Here is a 21938-nt window from a genome sequence, read left to right on the forward strand (position 1 = left end):
CACTTCAGATGACAGGCTTATTTTCACAAGCTCCGCAGATATGGGCAAGTGGTGGTGTTTTTGTATGTGTTTTTTAAGTTTCGATGCGGTAAAAATGTAAAAGGTCGTCTGAATTGTTATCAGGCGACCTCTTTTCATTTTAGATGTTTTATTTGTTATTTAATATGTTACTTTTCTATTTTAAAAAATATTCTGTTTTTAAATCATTAGGTTTTTATTTAATCTTAATCCCTTCCTCTCTGCCAGATTTTAAAGGCACTGTTTAAAGCAGTGCCTTTTGTTTGACTAATAAAAATTGGGGCTGAAGCAGATTGGCCTTAAATATCATACCCATTTCTCAGGGTTTTTAATTACCGTTTCGGTACGCCAAAGTTAAAAAAACTTCACATTTCTTCGAAGCTACACAAAAAGATTTTCCAGTTATTTCTGTTGTATTTACGTAAACCTTCTTATCCTCAAATTTTGCAGAAAAAGATGAGGTCGTCTGAAAACAAAAACTTTGTTTCAGATGACATTGACAGGTAGGTCATCCATGTTTTGCCTTGTTTGCGAGGATGGTGAACAGAATACCCTGCGGTTGAATGACTGATCACTGGAGTAGATAAGAAAGAAAGCCCCTCTACTTAGGGGATTAAGACTGGATAATTTGTGCTTCATCCCAAGCCTTAGCATTGAAAACAAAGCCCCGCCAATTGCGGTTGCGGATTTAAAAAAGGTCGTCTGAACATTTTCAGACGACCTTTTTATTATTTGCTATTCGTTCTCGCGAAAAATTGTCGTTTTAACCTCTGGGCAAGCCGGTTTCATTCACTGGAAAAATAGGGAGCGGTCAGATTTGTTTTTCAATCATAAAGCCCGCCTATCAGAATAGATCAACTGCGACAGCTATTTGTTTTCACCGTATTTATCATGCAGATTTCGGATTTCTTCTTTCAACCATTCATCCCATTCAGGGCGTAGGCGGCAGAGTTCTTTATTCCAATACAGACAGTCCCAAGCCATGCTGCGCGAGGCTTCGGTATCGCACTCGAACATTCGGGCGACAAAAGGTTCGAGCGTTTGCGCGCTTTTGAACATACCGCCGTATTCTCCGTAAGTGCGGCAGGTTTCGGGATGGAGCATTTCCATCAGCGTTTCAATGTCGCTCTGCAACGTAAGCCATGAACCGTTTGACTCATCCAACCCAAGCACATCGCGCAGCCAATGTCTGATGTTTTCCAAACCTTGAAAACGCGGGTCATGCCACAGCAGGCGCAGGGCGGCAAGCTGACTTTCGGCTTCCGTCCGACCTTGCGGGTTTTCATGATCAAAAAGGGAAACGAGTTCGTACAACGCACGATTGCGCTGCTTTTCCGGCAGCGCAAGTAAGAACGTGTTCATTGTCTCAGCCTCTGCTGTAAACTATCGGCATGAACAGAAAAACCTACCCAAGCGATATCAGTCGCGAGCAATTTGCGCCTCTCCTTCCCCTGCTGGAAAGTGCCCGTAAACGCACAGCGCCACGCCAGGTGGACTTGTACGATGTCTTTTGTGCCATTCTCTACCTGCAACGCACTGGCTGCTCCTGGCGCGCTTTGCCGGGCGACTTCTCCAAATGGCGCACCGTGCATTCCTACTTCCAGAGATGGACCGAACCACGCGAGAGTGGCATCAGCATCCTTGAGGAAGCATTAAAAAAATCAGTTAGTTGCGGAGCGCCGCAAGCAGGGGCGCCATGAAGCAACTACTTTCCTGATTATTGATGCGCAGAGTGTGAAGAACACGGATACCGCCATGGAAAAAGGCTACGATGCGGGCAAGAAGGTTAGCGGTATCAAGCGACATATAGCGGTTGACACGCAAGGTTTGCCGCATGCCCTTGCGGTAACGACGGCGGATGTTACGGATAGAAAAGGCTGCCTGGTGGCATTGGAACGTGGGCGGGATAATCTTGGTGCGATACAAAAAATCCTTGCTGACGGTGGTTACACGGGTAAGGCATTTGCTTCGTCGGTACAGGAGTTGATTGGTGCGGAGGTAGAGATTGCCAAACGAAACGAATTGCACCGTTTTGCAGTATTGCCGAAGCGATGGGTAGTAGAGTGCAGCTTTTCCTGGTTGGAAAAGAACAGGCGGCTTTGGAAAAACTGCGAGCGTAAGTTGAGTACCAGTCTGCAAATGGTAGCTTTGGCTTTCTTGGGAGTCCTGCTACGAAGACTATGAACACGCTCTAAGATGTCGCAGACTTGTTCGGGAGTCTGCCAAAGAGGAAGTTTGGAGAGGGTCATGGGCTTTGAGGTCGTCTGAAAGTCAATGAACATGACTAAATTACTTGATTCATTTGATTTTCGTAACAAAGCTGCTTTTGAATTGAAAATATGAAAATCCGCCCTAGGTCGTCTGAAAACCGATTTCAGACGACCTCTCTGCCTTAAACCATCAACCGCAATATCGGCAGTCCAATATGTCTTTGCGGATGTCGTTCAACAGGAAGGCTGCGGTGTCTTCGTGTTCCGCTTGTACGAAGGCGAAGAGTCGGGCGATGATTTTGCCGATGAAGACTTTTTGCAAGGCGCAGGCGTCGGTCAGGGTGCGTTCCTGCAGGAAGTTGCGGATGTCTTCGGGTAAAGTGTAGTCGCGCGCAACGGCGGCAAAGCGGGCGTCGGTTTGCAGGCGGTCGAGCAGGGTTTGGTTTTTGTCCAATTTAATGCCTGCTTCTTTTTCTTCGGCGGTGGCGCGGACGAACTGGTCGTAAATTTCGGCATAAAGCATATCGTTCGGACCTTCGAAGATGGTGAAGGGGCGGATGTCGATAGCGATATTGCTGGCGGTGTGTCCGCGTTCAAACCCCTTCGCGCCCAAGAGTTTTTGCAACATTTGCGCGGCGGCGTAAGTGTATTCCGTGGCGAGGGTTTTGATGATGTTTGCCTCCATCAGCTGATGGGCGACGGGGGCAACGGGCGAAACGCAATGGCAGACGTAGCGGTAAAGAATCTCGGAAACCTGATGGCGGCGTTGGATTTCGCGGCGTTCGTAATCGACAAATTTGATGTCGTGGCGGACGTATCGGTTCAGGTTGTCAAGGATGTATTCCATGATGCCGTGCGTCATGCCGATCAGTTGCAGGCGGCTGCGGATAAAGATGTTTTGGAACGCGCGCAAACCGGCGGCATCGCTCTGCGAGAGTTTCATGACGGCGGCAGCGGGCATTTCGGCATCAATGCGGTTGACGGCGTAACGGACGGCGCGCAGGCCTTCGGATGCGAGGGCTTCGTAGCGGATGTATTGCTTGGGAACGAGCAGCAGGTTGATGACTTTGGAGAGTTTGCCGTTTTTGCGCTCTTTGGCGGCAACGAGGAGAAAGTCGCTTTGCGAGTTGCCCTGCCAATATTTCGCGGCGTTGACGTAAATCGTTTGTTCGTCGATGTATTCGTAGTAGGACTGCATTTCGCGGGCAATCGCCGCGCCGGAGGTTTCGGGTTCGGTAATACCCAAACCACCACCCTCGCCTTTGAAAACCATGTCCAAACCTTGCGCGACTTGCGCTTCGTCGCCAAACTCTTGCAGAGGCTGCAACACCAGCGCACCTTCGATGCCGGTACGCAGGGTAACGGGCACGCCGTAATGCCCCGCAATCCGCAGGACTTCTTGGATTTCAAACTGGCTGCCCTTGCGGCCGCCATGTTTTTTGTCGAGGAAGGGCAACAGCAAACCCGCCTGCTTCAAGGCAAGCCATTTGTCTTCGGGCAGGTATTGCATGAGATTGAGGTCGTCTGAAAAAATGCGGCGGAATGCGGATTCGATATGCTTTAAAAAAGCAGCCGTGTCCATAGTTGACGGCTGCGCGCTTGATTCGGTGTGTGTCATCATGATTCTCGGTTAATCGACGGTTATTAGAGTTTAGAGCTAAATTTCTAGGATTTATACCACAAACCCGTTTAAGCGACAATGATTATCAAGTGTGGACGGATTTTCAGCGTGCAAACGCATGATTACGCCGCCCCGACAAACCGATACGGTGCTACCATAACGCAAAACACCGCCGGAACACTGCCATGTATTCACAACACAGCGAACGCCATTTCAGCAACCGCAACAACTGGCTGCGCGCGAGCGTATTGGGCGCGAACGACGGCCTGATTTCCACCGCCTCACTGCTGACCGGCGTCGCGGCTGCCGCCCCCGATTTCCAAACCCTGCTGCTGACGGGCGTTTCCGCCCTGATCGGCGGCGCGGTCTCGATGGCGGCGGGTGAATATGTTTCCGTATCCAGCCAGTCGGACACGGAAAAAGCCGATTTGCACAAAGAACGCCACGAATTGGAAGCCAATCCCGATGCCGAACTGGCAGAACTGACCGAAATTTACCGCCGCCGCGGTTTGTCCGACGCACTTGCCGCCGAAGTCGCGCAAGCATTGATGGAACACGACGCGCTCTCCGCCCATGCCCGCGACGAAATCGGCATCACCGAAACCTCCGCCGCCAAGCCCATGCAGGCCGCGCTTGCCTCCGCCGGTTCGTTCTGCGCCGGCGCGATACTGCCGCTGCTGATCGCGCTGACCGCTCCCGCCGCCCTGATCCCTACGCTGGCGGCAACCACTTTGTTCGGACTCGCCGCGCTGGGTTACGCTTCTGCCAAACTCGGTGGCGCACCTGTCGCCCCCGCCGTCTTGCGCGTGTGCCTGTGGGGTGTGGCGGCGTTGGCCGTTACCGGCTTTATCGGCAAACTGGCGGGAGTAGCGGTTTGAACAAGGTCGTCTGAAAACTCAGCCTCAATGAAGAGGAAAGTATTTTCAGACGACCTTTTGTTATATCCGTTTGTCTTCACACAACATCCCTTACCAGTCAAAACTAATGTCATCAGGCATATCGAACTTTATCCGCTATCCCGAAAAATTTCAGACGACCCCTTCATCTCAAAAGGTCGTCTGAAACAGACAAAGCGGTTGGTTTGAACCTGTCTTTCTGCGTTCAAAAAACAAGTTCAGTTCAAGCTTAGGCTTCGCCTTCTGCCTGCTCGGCTGCCTCCGTTGCGCTTGGCTCGGCGGCTTTGTAGAGGTAAACCGTTGCCAGCGGCGGTACTTTGACGGCGAGCGAGTTGGGTCTGCCGTGCGACCAGATTTCTTCGGTTTGCAGGGTTTGTCCGGCGGATACGCCGCTGCCGTTGTAACCGGGGTCGTCTGAATTGAGGATTTCGCGGTATTCGCCGGCTTCGTTCACGCCGAAGCGGTAGCTGTCGTGGACGACGGGCGTGAAGTTGCTGATGACGATGACGCGGTTGCCTTCGCGGTCCCGGCGTTCGAAGACGAAGACGGAATTGTTGCCGTCGTCGGCGACCAGCCATTCGAAGCCTTCCGGCCATTGGTCAAGCTGGTAAAGCGGCGCGGTGTCTTTATAGACGCGGTTCAAATCGCGCACGAAGTTTTGTACGCCTTTGTGCCAGCCGCCTTCTTGGTCGAGCAGGAACCAATCCAGTCCTTCGTTGTAGTTCCACTCTCTGCCTTGCGCGAACTCGTTGCCCATAAACAGGAGTTTTTTGCCGGGGAAACCGTACATGAAGCCGTAGTAGGCGCGCAGGTTGGCGAATTGCTGCCAGCAGTCGCCGGGCATCCGTCCGAGCAGCGAGCGTTTGCCGTGTACGACTTCGTCGTGCGAGAGCGGCAGGACGAAGTTTTCGCTGTATTGGTACATCATGCCGAAGGTCATTTTGTTGTGGTGGTATTTGCGGTTGATGGGGTCTTCCATCATGTAGCGCAAGGTGTCGTTCATCCAGCCCATGTTCCATTTGTAACTGAAGTTCAAGCCTTCTTGGCGGGTTACGTTGGCGAACGAGGTGGATTCTTCGGCGATTTCGGTGGCGGAGGGGACAACCTCTTTCAGCATGGTGTTGGTATCGCGCAGGAAGGCGATGGCCTCGAGGTTTTCATGGCCGCCGTATTGGTTGGGTATCCATTCGCCGTCTTTGCGCGAGTAGTTGCGGTAAATCATGGAGGCGACTGCGTCCACGCGGATGCCGTCGAAACCGAAACGCTCTATCCAATACAAGGCATTACCTTGCAGGAAATTTTTGACTTCGTTCCTGCCGAAGTTGTAAATCAGGGTATTCCAGTCTTGATGGTAGCCTTCGCGCGGGTCGGCGTGTTCGTACAGCGCGGTGCCGTCAAACTTGGCAAGCCCGTGGTCGTCGGTCGGGAAGTGTCCGACCACCCAGTCGAGGATGACGCCGATGCCTTCGTCGTGGGCGGCTTTAATCAGGGCGCGCAACTCGTCGGGCGAACCGAAACGGCTGGTCGGCGCATACAATCCGGTCGCCTGATAGCCCCACGAGCCGTCAAACGGGTATTCGGAAACGGGCAGGAATTCGATATGGGTGAAGCCCATGTCTTTGACGTATGCGACCAATTCTTTGGCAAGCTGTTCGTAAGTCAGCCAGAAGTTGTTTTCAGGATTGCGTTTCCACGAACCCAAATGCACTTCATAAATACTGATGGGCGCGTCAATGGCATTGGCGCGGGCGCGGAAGTCGGGTGTGTCCACTTTTTCCGGCAAACCGCGCACGACAGATGCGGTATTCGGACGCAACTCTGCGCCGAAGGCATACGGGTCGGTTTTTTGCCGCACATCGCCGTTGGCATCGCGGATTTCAAATTTGTAGAGGGCGTTGAGTTTGACGGCGGGGATGAAGATGTCCCAAATGCCGTTGTCGCGGTGGAAACGCATGACGTGGCGGCGGCCGTCCCAGTGGTTGAATTCACCGATGACGGACACGCGCTGCGCGTTCGGCGCCCATACGGCAAAGCTCACACCTTTCACGCCGTCCACTTCGGCAAAATGCGCGCCCAAAGTTTCATACGGACGCAGGTGTTTGCCTTCCGCCAGCAACCAAGAATCCATATCTTTCAGGGCGGAGCCGAAGCGGTATGGGTCTTCTTCGCGCACAGGCTCGGCATCTTCGGTATAACGGACGTTCAAAGCATAGTCGGGCGCGCCTTCGGGCAGCACGGCAACGAAGAATCCGCGTTCATCGACTTTTTCAGACGACGTAATCACCTCGCCGCTTTCTCGGTTGACAATATCCACGCCCGAAGCGTTCGGAATCAGGGTCCGCACGACCTCGTCGCCTTCGGCAAGGCGGTGTCGTCCCAAATAGGCGAACAAATCGCTGTGGGTGGCAAGAAACAGGCTTTCGACCGTGTCGCGTTCGACTTGGTCAAGCTCGTGATAAGGCTTCATCCGGCTGTTTTTCTTCATGCGTACCTCTCCAATCATGGCAAGTTGGCCGCCCATCAGGCGGTTGTGGGGAAAATCTTCAAGCGCGACGGGCATTTTGCGCGCCCAGTTGGGATAACCCTCGGAAACGCCCGGCACATTCAGGTTGTCGCTCATGCCCAGCAGGTTTTCCAGTTGCACCGCATACAGTTTGCTGCGGCTCATGGCGGCATACCGGTGCAAGGCGGTTAACAGCGTTTCATCAATTTCAGACGACATCTCGGCATCGGAAGGCAGGCAGCCTGCGTGTTTCAACTTATCGAACAAATCCGCCTTGTCGTGTTCGCGCGCTTCCAAGGTCGTCTGAAAAGTTTCCGCATCGGGAATCGTACCCAAGCGGAACATCAAATCCAAATCCTTGCCCGTCCAATAGCCTGCCAAGGGTGCGACATCGTGCGTACTGACCACCGTAATCGCCTGTTCGGGATATTCTTCGGGCAACTCAAAGCCGTGCCAGCCTTTGCTGAAATACACGACCTTATAAGAAAACACCTGATAGCGGTTCAGCAAATACCGCGCTTGGTCGGGTACCGTTCCCAAATCCTCGCCGATAACGACGCATTGGTTCCGCCGGCTTTCCAAAGCCAGGATGGCAAACATCACATCTGCGTCGTAATGCACATACGCGCCAAAGTCCGCCGTCTCGCCCGCAACCCACCACAGACGGCACAAAGCCATCACATGATCAATGCGCAAGATGCCGTAAAGCCGCATATTTTCACGCAACAGTCGGACGAACTTCTCATAACCCGTGTGCTTCAACATCATCGGATTGAGCGGCGGCAAATCCCAGTTTTGCCCTGTCGGGCTGAACGGATCGGGCGGCGCACCGACCGCCATATCCATGCAGTAATCGGCGCGGTTGAGCCAAGTGTCCGCGCTGCCGCGTGCCACGCCGACCGCCAAATCGCCGTAAATCCCCAGCTTCACGCCGCGCGCCGCAGCCGCCTCGTTCACTTCGCGCAACTGCTCCGCGCAAAGCCATTGCAGCCACATATAAAAACGGATTTCGCGGCGATGACCCTGTGCAAATCGTTGAACCGCCTCGCCATGCGGATCATGAAACTCCGACGGCCAAGACAGCCAACCCACTTCGCCGGAGCGGTTGTAATACTGATCCAACGCCTCAAACAAACCGAAGCCTTCCAAAGCCTCTCCGCGCTCTTCGACAAAGGCGTCAAATGCCGCCCGCTCTTGTTCGGCGGCTTCGCATCCGTCGTTTTCAAACGCGTCAAACGCCCTCTGCAAAGCATCGCGCTTGAACGCCCAAACCGCCGTATAAGCGACGGTTTCCGTAATCCGCAACGCCGCAATGCGCTGGCAGATATTCGGCTGCTTGAGCCAGTTTTTCAGCTTTTCGTTATAGGAGAACGCGCCGACCTTCTCCACATCCAGATAAATCGGATTGAGCCATTCGCGCGAAGACGGGCTGTACGGGCTGGCAAAAGCAGGTTTGGCACTGAAAAGCGCGTGCAGCGGATTGATGCCGACGAAATCCAGTTGCTTATCCGCCGCAAACGCCATCAAATCCAGCAAATCGGTAAAATCCCCGATGCCCCAGTTCCGTTGCGAACGCAGGCTGTACAAATGCGTCGTCAGCCCGTTCATGCGCAAACCGTGTTCCAGCATTTTCGGCTGATAAACCGACTGCGGCGCAACCACCAGCCGCACCTTGCGGACGTTGCCTTCCACTTCCGCAGACAAAGTGTAATAGCCGCAAGCCAAAGCCGGCAGCGCAACCCAAAGCACGCCGTCTTCGCCATGGTTCAACGGCAAAACCTGCCGTCCGCCTGCTTCGTCTTCCAAGCAAATTTCAGCCGCGCCATGAAACTCGGAAGGCAGTCGCAAAGACTCCCGACCGTTTTCATGCGCGACCAAAGTATCCGCATAAAGGTCGTCTGAAAAACCGTCCTGCTGCAAAGCCTTAATAATCCCTTCCAAAACCTCGGGCTTGGCCGCATGATAAATTCCACCGATGTCGTGGAAACCCAAATCAATACCCAAGCCTGCAGCCTGCTCTTCCAAATGTTCGCTCATGACACAATTCGCCTGTTTACAATAAACCGAATCTTAATATAAATAAGATTGAATGTTTCCTATAATTCAGAGAAAACAAACGTTCAGACCAGAATTTCCCTGCTTAGTTTGACTTATCCCAAAATTTTTAGGCGATGGGGGCAGCTCAATTTTGATGGTTGTCGGAATGTTTCATCTATATTTGGGTATGGGTTTGCAGGATATAAAAAGGTCGTCTGAAAACAGAAACCCAATCCTGTTTTCAGACGACCTTTTATTGTTTCAAATTAGATTAATTAGTGATGATGACCGTGCGGACCGTGAACGTGGCCGTGTACGATTTCTTCTTCAGTCGCATCGCGCACGCCGTCAACTGTCGCTTTGAACAAGATTTTCATGCCGGCAAGCGGATGGTTGCCGTCTACTACGGCTTTGCCGTCTGCTACATCGGTTACGCGATAAACCAAGACATCGCCGGTTTCAGGATCATCGGCTTCGAACATCATGCCGACTTCGACATCGACGGGAAATGCGTCGACATCTTCGATACGCACCAGATTTGAATCCTGTTCGCCGAACGCATCATCGGGAGACAGCGCGACTTCAACGGTATCACCGACGTTTTTTTCGTGCAAAGCTTCTTCCACCAAAGGGAAAATGCCATCGTATCCGCCGTGCAGATAGACGATGGGTTCTTCGGTTTTGTCCAGCAATTGGTTGTCCGCATCATACATTTCATAGTGAAGCGAAACCACGGAATTTTTTTCAATAGCCATTTTTCATCCTTAATCATGACTGTTTATCAAAACAGGCTTTATTGACAACCCTCTGCCAACAAATCCTAAATATTTTATCACACTACCGACCTACACGGAAATTTATAGTAATATTCAAAAATTAACATTATAAAATATAACAATACAAATATTAACTAAGATAACACAAAAACGTAAATTTTGATAATATTTAAATGAGTGTCGCTTTTTTACAACTGTCGTTCTTATGCTTAATGAGTTTTGAATATTGCGACCAAGGATCCGAACTGGCAGAAATGCCTGATTTATTTAGATATAAATGCATGAAATAAATAAATTTTTAAGTTGATGTTTATCTCGAATACATCTTTAGCGACCATCTGTGCTGATTAGTTCTATCCCCCACTTTAGAACATCAGGTATTGATTAGAAGTTACTAAAAAAATACTAATTCATCTGTACCGTTGCACCGATCCACCCTGTCGGGCATAATGCAGGAAATTCAGCAATGAATTTTTACTCTAAATGGAACGGATTAATACCGTTTCAATTGTTCTGTTTTTTGTTTAAATCGATTTAAAGAAGGTTCTCAAAATGAAAAAATCCCTGATTGCTGCTGCTCTGTTCTCTTTGGCTCTTGCCGCTTGCGGTCAAAAAACTGCAACCGAAGCAGCTTCTGATGCTGCTGTTGCCGCATCTGAAGCTGCTTCTGATGCCGCTGTTGCCGCTACCGAGGCTGCATCTGCTGCTGCATCTGCCGCTACCGAAGCTGCTGTTACTGAATCTGCCACTGAAGCTGCCGCTGCATCCGCTGCACATAACGCCGCTGCATCTGCTGCACATAACGCCGCAGAAGCGGCTCAAGACGCTGCTTCTGCTGCAGCCGCTACCGCTTCTGCTGCAAAATAATATTTTTACAGTTAAGAAAGCAGGATACGGATTGTATCCTGCTTTTTTGTTTTTCAGACGACCTTTACCGTTTTTCGCCTCCCTTATCCGCTATATAATCTTCCGTACACACACAAACCATCCTGCTGCCCGTTATGCCCAATCTGTACGACTGTTTTCTTGAATTCCTTTCCCCTGCCGAAATCCTCGAAGCCACTCCGGCCTTGTTAAACGACCAGCGCCGCCGCTTTGTTTCCGAACCGGACATCATCTTGCAACCGCATTCCATAGAAAATGTACAAGAAATCATGCGGTTTTGTTTTGAACACCGTATCCCCGTTACCCCGCAGGGCGGCAATACCGGTTTGTGCGGCGCAGCGGTAGCTTCCGGCGGCGTACTGCTCAACCTTTCCAAAATCCACCGCATCCGCGAAATCAACCTTGCCGACAACAGCATCACCGTCGAAGCAGGCGTAATCCTGCAAAACGTCCAAAAAGCGGCATCCGAAGCGGGCAGACTGTTTCCCCTCAGCCTTGCCAGCGAAGGCTCGTGCGAAATCGGCGGCAACATCGCCTGCAACGCCGGCGGATTAAACGTTTTACGCTACGGCAGTATGCGCGACTTGGTATTGGGTTTGGAAGTCGTCCTGCCTAATGGCGAACTTGTTTCCCATCTCCAACCGCTGCACAAAAATACCACCGGTTACGACCTGCGCCACCTCTTTATCGGCAGCGAAGGCACGCTCGGCATTATCACCGCCGCTACGCTCAAACTCTTCGCCCGTCCGCAAACCATAGCGACCGCATGGGTAGGTTTGGATGACATCGAATCTGCCGTACAGCTTTTAACAGCCGTACAAGGGCATTTTGCCGAACGCCTCACCAGTTTCGAGCTGATCAGCCGCTATGCTTTGGCATTGTCTTCCGAGTTCAGTCATCTCAAACAGCCGACCGATGCAAACTGGCACGTCCTGCTCGAACTGACCGACTCCGTTCCCGATGCCGCGCTCGACGAAAAACTTGCCGAGTTTCTCTATCAAAACGGCCAAGAAAACAGCATCATCGCGCAATCCGAACAAGAGCGCCTCGACCTGTGGACGCTGCGTGAAAACATTTCCGCCTCCCAGCGCAAGCTCGGCACCAGCATCAAACACGACATCGCTGTCCCGATTGCCCAAGTCGCCGCCTTTGTCCGTCAATGCGCCCCCGCCTTGGAAGCCCGTTTTCCGGGTATACAAATTGTCTGCTTCGGACATTTGGGCGACGGCAGCCTGCATTACAACACCTTCCTGCCCGACGTCTTGAGCAACGAAGCCTACTGCTACGAAGATGCCGTCAACACCATCGTCTATGAACACATCCTCGCCTGCCACGGTACCATCGCGGCGGAACACGGTATCGGCACCATCAAAAAACACTGGCTCCCCAGCGTCCGCACTCCGTCCGAAATCGCCCTGATGCGCGCCATCAAAGCCCAGCTTGATCCGCACAACATAATGAATCCGGGCAAACTCCTGCCGTAAGCAATATTTCAGTATTTGCCAAAATCGAAAAGGTCGTCTGAAAATCTATTCCCAGTTTCAGACGACCTTTTCATTCTCTAATACTCAATGCTGTTATAATCCGCAAACCAAGTAAAACAACGACTTCAAAAGGAAAAACATGACACTCAAGCCTCCCGTCCGCATCGCCGTTACCGGTGCTGCAGGGCAAATTGCCTATGCGACCCTGTTCCGTATCGCCGGCGGCATTATGCTCGGACGCGACCAACCCGTTATCCTGCAACTGCTCGACCTGCCACAGGCGCAACAGGCATTGCGCGGCGTGATTATGGAAATGCAGGATTGCGCTTTCCCGCTCCTTGCCGACATCTTTGCCACAGACGACCCCGAAGTCGCCTTCAAAGATGCCGACATCGCCCTCTTGATCGGTGCGCGCCCGCGTACGCAAGGCATGGAACGCGCCGACCTGCTGCACGCCAATGCCGAAATTTTCAAAATACAAGGCGCGGCGTTGAACAAAGTTGCCCATCGCGACGTCAAAGTCCTCGTCGTCGGCAACCCCGCCAACACCAACGCCTACATCGCCATGAAGTCCGCGCCCGACATCCCCCCGGAAAACTTCACCGCCCTGATGCGTCTCGACCACCACCGCGCCGTCAGCCAAGTCGCCGAGAAAATCAACCGCCCGATTCCTTCCATCGAGCAAATGTGCGTCTGGGGCAACCACAGCCCGACCATGTACGCCGACTACCGCTACGCCACCAGCAATGGCGAGTCCGTCAAAGACATGATTACCGAACCCGATTGGAACACCGAAGTCTTCATGCCGAAAATCGCCGGACGCGGTGCCGCCATCATCGCCGCGCGCGGTTCGTCGTCCGCCGCCTCCGCTGCGAATGCCGCCATCTACCACCTGCGCGACTGGCTGCTCGGCAGCAGCGGCAAATGGATAACGATGGGCGTCCCCTCCGACGGCTCTTACGGCATCCCCGAAGGTTTGATTTTCGGTTTCCCCGTTATTTGCGACGCAGGCAGCTACCGCATCGTCCAAGGCTTGGACTTGTCGGATGAATTCAGCCGCCAACGCATCGCCGCGACACTGGCGGAGCTGGAAGAAGAACGCGCCGCCATACAAGATATGCTTTAAAAGATCGAGGTCGTCTGAAAACCGGTTTTCAGACGACCTCGACTGACATGAATACCACGGAGTCCCCATGACCACATTGGCCAACAAAAAACTCGCCGTCCTCATCGACGCCGACAACGCCCCCGCCGACATCATCGACCGACTGCTCGAAGAAGTTGCCAAATACGGCATCGCCAGCGTCAAACGCATCTACGGCGACTGGAGCCACGGCCTTTCCAAATGGAAAGCCGCCCTCCTGCCCCACGCCATCATCCCCGTCCAACAATTCGCCTACACCAAAGGCAAAAACGCCACCGATATGGCGTTGGTTATCGACGCGATGGACTTACTGTACAGCGGCAATTTCGACGGCTTCTGCATCGTATCCAGCGATTCCGACTTCACCCGCCTGGCAAGCCGCCTGCGCGAAAGCGGGCTGACCGTGTATGGTTTCGGCGAAAAGAAAACGCCCGAAGCCTTCCGCAAAGCCTGCGACAAATTCATCTACACCGAAATCTTCCGTCCCGAAAAACAACGCCAAGAAAAAGAGAAAAACAGCGGCAAAAACACCCCTGCCGCCGCCCCAGACGCGCTGTCCCTGCTCAAACGCGCCGTGCGCGAAAACGCCGACGACCTCGGCTGGGCAAACCTCGGCCCCATCGGCAGCTACATCAGCAAAATCAATCCCGATTTCGACTCAAGGCTGTACGGCTACGGCAAACTCTCCGACCTCATCAAATCCTTCGACATCTTCGAACACCGCACCGACAACAACCAACTCCAAGTCCGCCGCCGCAAATCCGCCGACAAGCCGACAGAGAGGTCGTCTGAAAACCCGGTGGCAACCCATCAGGCAGGAGAAACCGTTTCAGACGACCCCAACGCCGCGCAAAAACGCAAAACGCGCGGCAAAAAAACCAACCCAACCAAAAACGAAAATACCGCACCAAGCCCTGCGGCAGACACCGCGCAACCGACACCCGCCAAACCCGAACCCGCCGCCAAAAGCAGCAAACTGCCCGTTACCCGCGTTATCCCTACCGTACAGCAGGCAGTCGACACCCACGCCGACGAACAAGGCTGGGCGCGTTTGAGCGACGTATCGAAGCAACTCGCCGCACAAGGCACCGACCCGCAGCAATACGGCTTTGAAACCATAAACCACCTCATCCACGCCATCTACACCGACTGGCTGGAAATCAAAAAAGCCGGCCGAGGCGAACGCCTGCGCATTAACAAACGCTTTACCGCCAAAGGCTAAGCCATAGATTTGAAGGACAAGGATAATCTGCCGCCCACAATCCACAGAGGTCGTCTGAAAACCTCAAAACCGTTTTCAGACGACCTTAACCTATTAATAGGTTATTAATAAATAATTTAAAAGGATAGATAGTAAAATGCCCAATTCCAAACGCAAAGAATTTTTTAAAACCTTACGGAATGATTTTTCAGAATATGGTATGCAAACCTTATTACTTGGATTAACCGCAGTAATAACCACTTTGTTATCAAGAAGATCATCACAAGAAAGATTCATAGATATTCTTGTCAACCACATTATACCAAGTGATGAATTTATCCCAAAATTAAATACTTATATTTTATCAGCGATAATATTCTTTCTTATTCTAACCATTCTATCCACCACTCTTCCTATTCTTTTTAATAAAATAATTAAAAAAGAAAAACAATCAACTATAATAAACAATACCGATAATAAAACAATAAGTGACGAAAATCCTAGTAAAATAGATAAATTAAAAAAAATTCATATCAAGTTTGGCAGCCATCTTATATTTAAAAGAACTGCTTCTACAATAGCAAATACTGGCTCGGTGATACTATTGTTAGCATTTTTTGTTACACTTTTATATTGGTTCCCCCAATTTTTTAACCTAAACAAAGAGGAAATAGAAGAAATAAGCAATAAGGATTTAGTTATCTTTTGGGTAATTGCATCAATATATTTCTTTGTTTCAATATTCTTGAAGAGTATAAGCACTGTGTTCATAGAAGAACCAATAAAACGATCAAAAAGAAAATCCTCGTCGCAGAACCTCCCTAATAACAAAAAAACAACTCCCTGTGAGGTAAGCGGTACCACACCTCTAGAAGACGTAATTCGCCAACTGAAGCTTCCTAACTCAAAAAAACAGGAAACTATTGCCGACCTTATTACGCATTCCTTTGTTTGGGTTAATGATGAATATGAGGTTAAACTCAAAGACCCTGAAAATCTAAAAATCGAGCTAATTTTAGTGCCTAAACAAAGCGATACAAATCAACCTCAAAACTCAGTTGAAAAAACTAAAAACATATCTTAAGGACTATCAGCATGACGAGTAACGAGCCGCAAAAATTGGTCTACAGGCGCTGTTCGGGCACAGCCGAAATGCGTGTCGGCAAAGTAGCTTGCAGCATCGAACTGCTGGGCAAATAAACCCGTTATTTGCCGCTACGTTTTTTATGTAACCGCAGCCAAAAGGCAAAAGGTCGTCTGAAACCTGAACCGCTCCCAAAGTTGGACGCCCCATCCAACCACAAGGGGCGATTCGTCGTTCAGACGACCTTTAATGCTAAAATGTCCTCTGTTTGCCACACACACCGTTTTTCATGAATATTCTCGAAGCCTTATTATTATTGGTCCTGCTGATCGTCATCAGCGCATTCGTTTCCTGTTCCGAACTCGCGCTCGCCTCGGCGCGCAAAATCAAATTGCAAGTCATGGCAAAAGACGGCGGCGACACGCGCGCGCTCGACGTGCTCAATATGCAGCAGCAGCCGGGCAGTTTCATCACCGTCGTCCAAATCGGTTTGAACGCCGTTGCCATTCTCGCCGGTATCGTCGGCGAAGCGGCGGTGCGCCCTTATTTTGGCGGTTTGTTGGCAAACGCGGGCAGTTGGGGCAGTACCGCCGCGTCGCTGCTGACGTTCGCGCTGGTCACGGGCAGCTTCATCCTGATTGCCGACCTGATGCCCAAACGCATAGCGATGACCCATCCCGAAGCGGTGGCGGTGCGCATCGTGCGGCCGATGATGTTTTTGATTTTTATCCTAAAGCCTTTCGTTTGGACATTTGACGGACTGGCGAACGCGATATTCAAACTCTTCAAAATTTCCACCGTCCGCCAAGAGCAGCTGACCTCGGAAGACATTTACGCCGTCGTCGATGCGGGCGCACAGGCGGGCGTATTGAAAGAGCAGGAACACTACCTGATTGAAAATATTTTCGACATGCAGGCGCGCAAGGTGACTTCCACCATGAGCACGCGCGAATACATCGCCTATTTCGATAAGAACGACGGCAGCGATACCGTGTTGGAAATCATGTCGGAAAAACCGCACAACAAATTCTTGGTGTGCGATGGCGATTTGGAACGCGTCATCGGCTACATCGAATCACACACGCTGCTGACCTTGTTTTTAAAAGAAAAAGACGTCCGCCTGACCGACAAGCGCGTGTTGCGCAAAGCCTTGTTCATCCCCGACACACTGTCGCTTTACGATGTATTGGAAACCTTCAAAACTTCCGGCGAAGACTTTGCCGTGGTGGTGAACGAATACGCGCTGGTGGTCGGCGTGGTGACGTTGAAAGACGTGATGAGCATCGTCATGGGCGAGCTGGTCAATACCGAAGAAGAGCCGCAAATCATCCGCCGCACCGAAGATACTTGGCTGGTGGACGGCGCGACCCCGCTCGCCGATGTAATGCGCGCGTTGGACATTGAGGAATTTCCCCATTCGGAAAACTACGAAACCATCGCCGGCTTTATGATGTATTCCCTGCGCAAAATTCCAAAACGCACCGATTTTTTGGTTTACGCGGGCTATAAATTTGAAATCATCGACACCGAAAATCTGAAAATCGACCAGCTTTTGGTGTCTAAACAAGGGGAAGACGTAGCCAGCCAGCCGGTAAGTTGCTAAAAACTTTTTTCTGAAATAGCGTTACCAAATCTATTGTCTTAATATCTCAAATAACGAAAGGTCGTCTGAAAATCAGTTTTTCAGACGACCTTTTATTTCAAAGCTTATTTTAAAACCCAAACCAATGCCGATTATACGATTTATCCGAAATTCGCGGTTTTCAGACGACCTCTAGTTCTAAAAAAGTCGTCTGAAACGCTGGCACTACTTTGTTAATGCAGATTTCTAAACTGCTCGAGGAAGGCGGGAATACCGGGCAGCATGCCTACTGCGCCCATTGCTGCGCAGAGAATAACAAAGCCGACGGTAGGTACGACGACGCGACCCATAAACCCGAGTTCCGCGCTGCGTTCTTTGCATCCGATTAAGCCCAAGTTGTCCAAAAGCATGGTCAGCGACCAGCCGAAAACAGGGTTGACCAGTGCGGAAGAGAACACAACGATGGCGGCGGACTGGGTGGTTTTACCCTTGCGCGTCATTTCCATGCCGGCTTCCAAAAGCGGAACATAGACGCCGACAATCAGCGCAACGCTCAATACAGGCTGCCAAATCGCCAAATCCATGGGATAGCCCCAGACGGATGCAATGATACAGAACAAGGCAGTCAGTATCGCGCCTGCGGGAATCGGTCGTTTGGCGATAGAGGCGGGAACGATGTAGGTTCCCCATGAAGAGGTAAAATTCGCGCCGCCCAATACCGAGCCTGCGACTTGGCGGACGGAACAGGTGAACATGGTGTCGTCGATGTTCATCAAGGCTTTTTCGGATCGCTCGGGATAGCTGATTTTTTGGAACACTTGATGCCCTAAGAAATCAGGCGACCACATGGCAACGGCGAGTACGGCAAAGGGGAATACGACCAAAAAGCTGTCCATCGTCGGTAAACCCATCATCCAGCCGGTATTTTCACCCCACCAGTAGGCAGGACTCATGGGCGGCAGGCCAGGAGCGGTTTGGAAGGAAAACGGCGCACCCAAAAGATAGGCGGTAAAGCCTGCCAGCACACAGCCCAACGGGACGGCAAGCCAACGCTTGCGCCAATGTTCCAGCAGCGCATAGAGCAAGATGGTGCCGATGATCACGATGAAGGCAATGTAGCTTTTGTCAAAACCGCCTGCCCATTCAAAAAGTTTCTTGACCTGTCCGGTCGTACCGACGAAGCCCAGATACAGCAGCAGCCCGCCGCATACGCCGTTGCTCGTCAGTTTCGCCATCAGGCTGCCGCCCTTGGTAATGCCCAACAAGAAGCCGAACACACCAATCAACAAACCGAAAGCCAGCGGATGGCCGCCTGCGGCAACGACGATAGGAATCAGCGGAATCAGCGGTCCGTGCGTACCGGGTAAGTTGGAAGTGGGAAGAAAGAGGCCGGAAAGCAGCAGGATGAAGATTGAAGCAATCAGCAGCTCGTAACGGACGTTTTGCGGCAGAAAGGTGTCGGGCAGACCCAACGGCACGGCAAACGCCGCCGCCACTGCGCTGACCATCACCACCTTGCCAATCGTTCCCGCCACAGCAGGAATCAGGTCTTCGGGTTCGAAGCGGTAATCGCGAAACGGCAGATTGAGCCGCCAGCGTTTGGGCTGCATGATTTGCAGCTCGTGTTCCAAATACGCCTCACGGCTTTCAAAGTCCGACGACGGCTTGTGCATGCCGGAATATGATGTGTCGTGGTTCATAATTTCTCCTTTGGTCGACTTGTTTTTGGTTTTGTCGGCAATCGCCGTCCGACTTTTTATATCCGCTCCGAAAGCGGCTATACACGGCAAAACCGGTAGTCGGAATCGGGCTGTGTTGTCAACAATTTAGTTTTTGGATACTAACACACAAATTATCCGGTACAAGTAAAAATTTTCGTTTTGGTATGAATAAGTTGGAAAAACAACAAAAAAAGGTCGCCTGAAACTTCAGACGATCTTTGTTTTGAAATTTTTAATCCTCCAAACAGATACAAAGGGGAAGAGTCATTCCTCTCGGTAAAATGACAGGTTTATTTTTAGGTATTTGGATTTTGAAGGAGGATTATTATTCGCTGTTTCCAAGGGTTTCCCCATGTTTTTCGCTCCTGAAAACAACAGCAGTTTAAACCAAACGGAAACACGTTATAATGTAATCCTCTCCGTTCAGAATATTAAGGTCGTCTGAAAGCCTTTATGAAACACGCAATCAAACAAAAAATCCTCGAACAGGCACGCCGTGACGGCGTACAGGTAACCGCTTTGCGCGAGCAGGTGCTCGATATCGTTTTGCAGCAAAGCGGCGTGATTAAAGCCTACAACGTCTTGTCGCAGATGCAGCAGCAAAGCGAGGGCGTGGTTGCGCCGCCGACGGCCTACCGCGCCCTTGATTTTTGGGCGGAGCAGGGCGTTTTGCACAAAGTGGCGGCGGTCAACGGCTATATTTTGTGCAGCCACGCGCAGCACGAGTGCGACGACCATTGCCACGACCACGAAGAAGCCGAAGCGCACCACAGCGCATTTATTTTGGTCTGCACCGAATGCGGCACGGCGGACGAGCAAACCCTGAGCCACGAATGGGCGGCACTGTGCGCAGGCGTTGCCGAAAGCGGCTTTGCGCTGAAAGAAGAACACGTTGTTTTAACTGGAATCTGTAAAAAATGTCAGAAGTGAAAAAAACCAAAGTCCACCTGATTTCAGGTTTTCTGGGAACAGGCAAAACCACCGCGCTCAAAAGCCTGATGGAGCAGAAAGACCCGAACGAAAAATGGGTCATCATCGTCAACGAGTTTGGCGAAATCGGCATTGACGGAGCGGTATTGAGCGACAACGGCATCCCCGTGGCAGAAATCGCCGGCGGCTGTTTGTGTTGCACCGCCGGCCCGCAAATGGGCGTAACCGTACAGAAAATGCTGCGCGATGCCAAACCCGACCGCCTGATGATTGAGGCAAGCGGACTGGCGCACGCCGCCAGCGTCATCGACGAATTGAAAGCCAAACCGCTGGACAGCCTTTTGGAAATCGGCGCCGTCTTTACCGTCGTCGATCCGCGCCAGTTCATCAACCCTGATTACGCGCAGCAGGCGTTGTATAAAGACCAAATCGGCATCTGCGACGTATTGGTCGCCAGCAAAACCGATTTATGCACCCCCGAACAGCTTGCCGAATTTCACGACAAAGCGGCAAAACTGTTCCCGCCCAAAGCCAAAGTGGTTGAAGTCCAAAACGCACAACTCGACATCCAATGGCTCGACATTCCCGTCATCGAAAAATCACGCTACCGCCTCAAAGCCCTGCCGGACAACACCATGGGCTTCCAGTCGCAAGGTTTCACTTTCCCCGCCGGACGCGATTTCGACGGCGAAAAGCTGACCAACTTCTTCAACGACCTGCCCAAATTCACAGACGGCCTCGTCCGCGCCAAAGGCGTGTTCCAAGTGCTTGGCACATGGGTGTGGCTCAACTGGGTGGACGGGCAATGGGGTGCCAACCAAGTCTCATGGCGCCGCGATTCGCGCTTCGAGCTGATTGCCAAATCGTTTGATGCGGATTTGATTGAAAAGAAACTGCAAGAGGCTTTAGAAAAATAAGGGAGGTCGTCTGAAAGTTTGCCGCAGCAATTTTCAGACGACCTAAGCGATAGTGAAGTCTATTGTTTCAATTGTCAGAAGAATATAAAGCAACTGTGTAGCGTGGGCTTTGCCCGCGAACAAATTAAATAGACATTGCAGGAAAGAAGAAAATGGCAAAATTTTTAAATACCAGCGGTACAACGTATTACTTGGAAGAATTAATTAAAAATGCACAGGAACGGCTTTATTTGATCAGTCCTTATCTAAAATTAAACGATAGGGTAAAAGAGCTTTTAGAAGACAAAGACCGCATGAAAATTGATGTGCGGATTGTATATGGTAAAAGTGAATTGCAGCCTTCAGAGGCAGCCTGGTTGAAAAATTTAAATTATGTTCGTACAAGCTATTGTCCGAATCTTCACGCAAAATGTTATGTCAGCGAAGATGCTTGCATTATTACAAGCCTGAATTTATATGAATTCAGCCAAATAAATAATAATGAAATGGGTATCTTACTGAAGCGTAGTGAAGATGGAGAAGTCTATCAAGATGCTTATAGCGAAGCGCAGCGTATTATCCGTATTAGCGATGAAGTTAAAATTTCAGTTGACGTCGTAGAAAAAGAGCAAGTGGCGTAGAAAAGTCAAAATGCAGAAATTGCTAAAAAATACGATACATTAACTGTCGCTAAGCTGGCAGAAAAATGGGGAGTAACGACGGAAGAATGCAATGCGAAACTGTGTCATGCAGGTTTGCAGGAAATAGACGGTAAGTTCTACCGTTTGACAGATACAGGTAAGAAAGCCGGTGCACTTATCAAAAAAGGACGTTACGGATATTTTATTGTGTGGTCGGATAGTTTGACATTGGAAATGGTCGAAGCGGCTGGCAATAATCAGAAAGATTTGCTGGATAGGTTTATTAGCTGGCTTATCAGTTAAATTTTT

At 51.0% G+C, this 21938-nt stretch carries 15 protein-coding genes and 1 pseudogene; 11 read left to right on the forward strand and 5 right to left on the reverse strand.

All coding sequences use genetic code 11. From position 1 onward, the window contains the following. Positions 1-885: 885 nt before the first annotated feature. Complete coding sequence (locus RSJ68_03680) at positions 886-1380, reverse strand: hypothetical protein (protein WNU97840.1); 495 nt, start codon at positions 1378-1380, stop codon at positions 886-888. Positions 1381-1409: 29 nt separating this feature from the next. Between RSJ68_03680 and RSJ68_03685 the strand changes: the two genes are divergently transcribed. Beyond that, positions 1410-2202, forward strand: a protein-coding gene (locus RSJ68_03685; protein WNU97841.1) for an IS5 family transposase whose coding sequence is annotated in 2 segments (ribosomal slippage) — positions 1410-1673 and positions 1675-2202 — 792 coding nt in all. Because the reading frame shifts where the segments join, the coding sequence is not laid out codon by codon here. A 216-nt stretch (positions 2203-2418) separates the two neighbouring features. Here RSJ68_03685 and RSJ68_03690 read toward each other — a convergent pair. Further along, positions 2419-3846: an acyl-CoA dehydrogenase family protein gene (locus tag RSJ68_03690; protein ID WNU98340.1), complete on the reverse strand. Its 1428-nt coding sequence runs from the start codon at positions 3844-3846 to the stop codon at positions 2419-2421. Positions 3847-4034: 188 nt separating this feature from the next. Between RSJ68_03690 and RSJ68_03695 the strand changes: the two genes are divergently transcribed. Beyond that, positions 4035-4727, forward strand: coding sequence for a VIT family protein (locus RSJ68_03695; GenBank protein WNU97842.1), 693 nt, complete (start codon positions 4035-4037; stop codon positions 4725-4727). Positions 4728-4974: 247 nt separating this feature from the next. Here the strand turns inward: RSJ68_03695 and glgB are convergent, their stop codons facing one another. Both glgB and RSJ68_03705 read right to left on the reverse strand, forming a co-directional pair. Further along, a complete protein-coding gene (glgB, locus tag RSJ68_03700; protein ID WNU97843.1) occupies positions 4975-9285 on the reverse strand; it encodes a 1,4-alpha-glucan branching protein GlgB in 4311 nt (1436 codons plus the stop codon). Between the two features lie 275 nt (positions 9286-9560). Next, on the reverse strand, positions 9561-10040 hold the full coding sequence (locus RSJ68_03705; protein ID WNU97844.1) for a peptidylprolyl isomerase: 480 nt from the start codon (positions 10038-10040) through the stop codon (positions 9561-9563). 573 nt (positions 10041-10613) lie between these two features. Here RSJ68_03705 and RSJ68_03710 point away from each other — a divergent pair. The 6 genes from RSJ68_03710 to RSJ68_03735 all read left to right on the forward strand — a co-directional run bounded on the left by RSJ68_03710 (position 10614) and on the right by RSJ68_03735 (position 17462). Continuing rightward, positions 10614-10928, forward strand: coding sequence for a hypothetical protein (locus tag RSJ68_03710; protein WNU97845.1), 315 nt, complete (start codon positions 10614-10616; stop codon positions 10926-10928). Positions 10929-11062: 134 nt separating this feature from the next. After that, on the forward strand, positions 11063-12430 hold the full coding sequence (locus tag RSJ68_03715) for an FAD-binding oxidoreductase (protein ID WNU97846.1): 1368 nt from the start codon (positions 11063-11065) through the stop codon (positions 12428-12430). 139 nt (positions 12431-12569) lie between these two features. Beyond that, the gene (locus RSJ68_03720; GenBank protein ID WNU97847.1) at positions 12570-13556 is read left to right on the forward strand and encodes a malate dehydrogenase; all 987 of its coding nucleotides are present in this window, start codon (positions 12570-12572) and stop codon (positions 13554-13556) included. A 67-nt stretch (positions 13557-13623) separates the two neighbouring features. Next, positions 13624-14796, forward strand: coding sequence for an NYN domain-containing protein (locus RSJ68_03725; GenBank protein ID WNU97848.1), 1173 nt, complete (start codon positions 13624-13626; stop codon positions 14794-14796). Positions 14797-14932: 136 nt separating this feature from the next. After that, a complete protein-coding gene (locus RSJ68_03730; GenBank protein ID WNU97849.1) occupies positions 14933-15859 on the forward strand; it encodes a hypothetical protein in 927 nt (308 codons plus the stop codon). 289 nt (positions 15860-16148) lie between these two features. Next, positions 16149-17462 (forward strand): hemolysin family protein, encoded by a 1314-nt coding sequence (locus RSJ68_03735; protein ID WNU97850.1) that lies wholly within the window; start codon positions 16149-16151, stop codon positions 17460-17462. Between the two features lie 212 nt (positions 17463-17674). Here RSJ68_03735 and RSJ68_03740 read toward each other — a convergent pair whose 3' ends face one another. Continuing rightward, complete coding sequence (locus RSJ68_03740) at positions 17675-19141, reverse strand: DUF3360 family protein (GenBank protein WNU97851.1); 1467 nt, start codon at positions 19139-19141, stop codon at positions 17675-17677. Positions 19142-19615: 474 nt separating this feature from the next. On the opposite strand from RSJ68_03740, the gene RSJ68_03745 reads away from it, so the two are divergent. The 3 genes and pseudogenes from RSJ68_03745 (at position 19616) to RSJ68_03755 (ending at position 21932) form a co-directional block, all read left to right on the forward strand. Then, positions 19616-20092 carry a Fur family transcriptional regulator gene (locus RSJ68_03745; GenBank protein WNU97852.1) on the forward strand — a complete coding sequence of 159 codons (477 nt, stop codon included), beginning with the start codon at positions 19616-19618 and terminating at the stop codon, positions 20090-20092. Continuing rightward, positions 20080-21009 (forward strand): GTP-binding protein, encoded by a 930-nt coding sequence (locus RSJ68_03750; protein WNU97853.1) that lies wholly within the window; start codon positions 20080-20082, stop codon positions 21007-21009. Before RSJ68_03745 ends, RSJ68_03750 begins: the two co-directional genes overlap by 13 nt. 152 nt (positions 21010-21161) lie before the next feature. Further along, positions 21162-21932, forward strand: a pseudogene (locus RSJ68_03755) (phospholipase D family protein). The last annotated feature ends 6 nt before the right edge of the window (positions 21933-21938 follow it).

Source organism: Neisseria sp. DTU_2020_1000833_1_SI_GRL_NUU_006 (assembly GCA_032388755.1).
Taxonomy (GTDB): domain Bacteria; phylum Pseudomonadota; class Gammaproteobacteria; order Burkholderiales; family Neisseriaceae; genus Neisseria; species Neisseria sicca_C.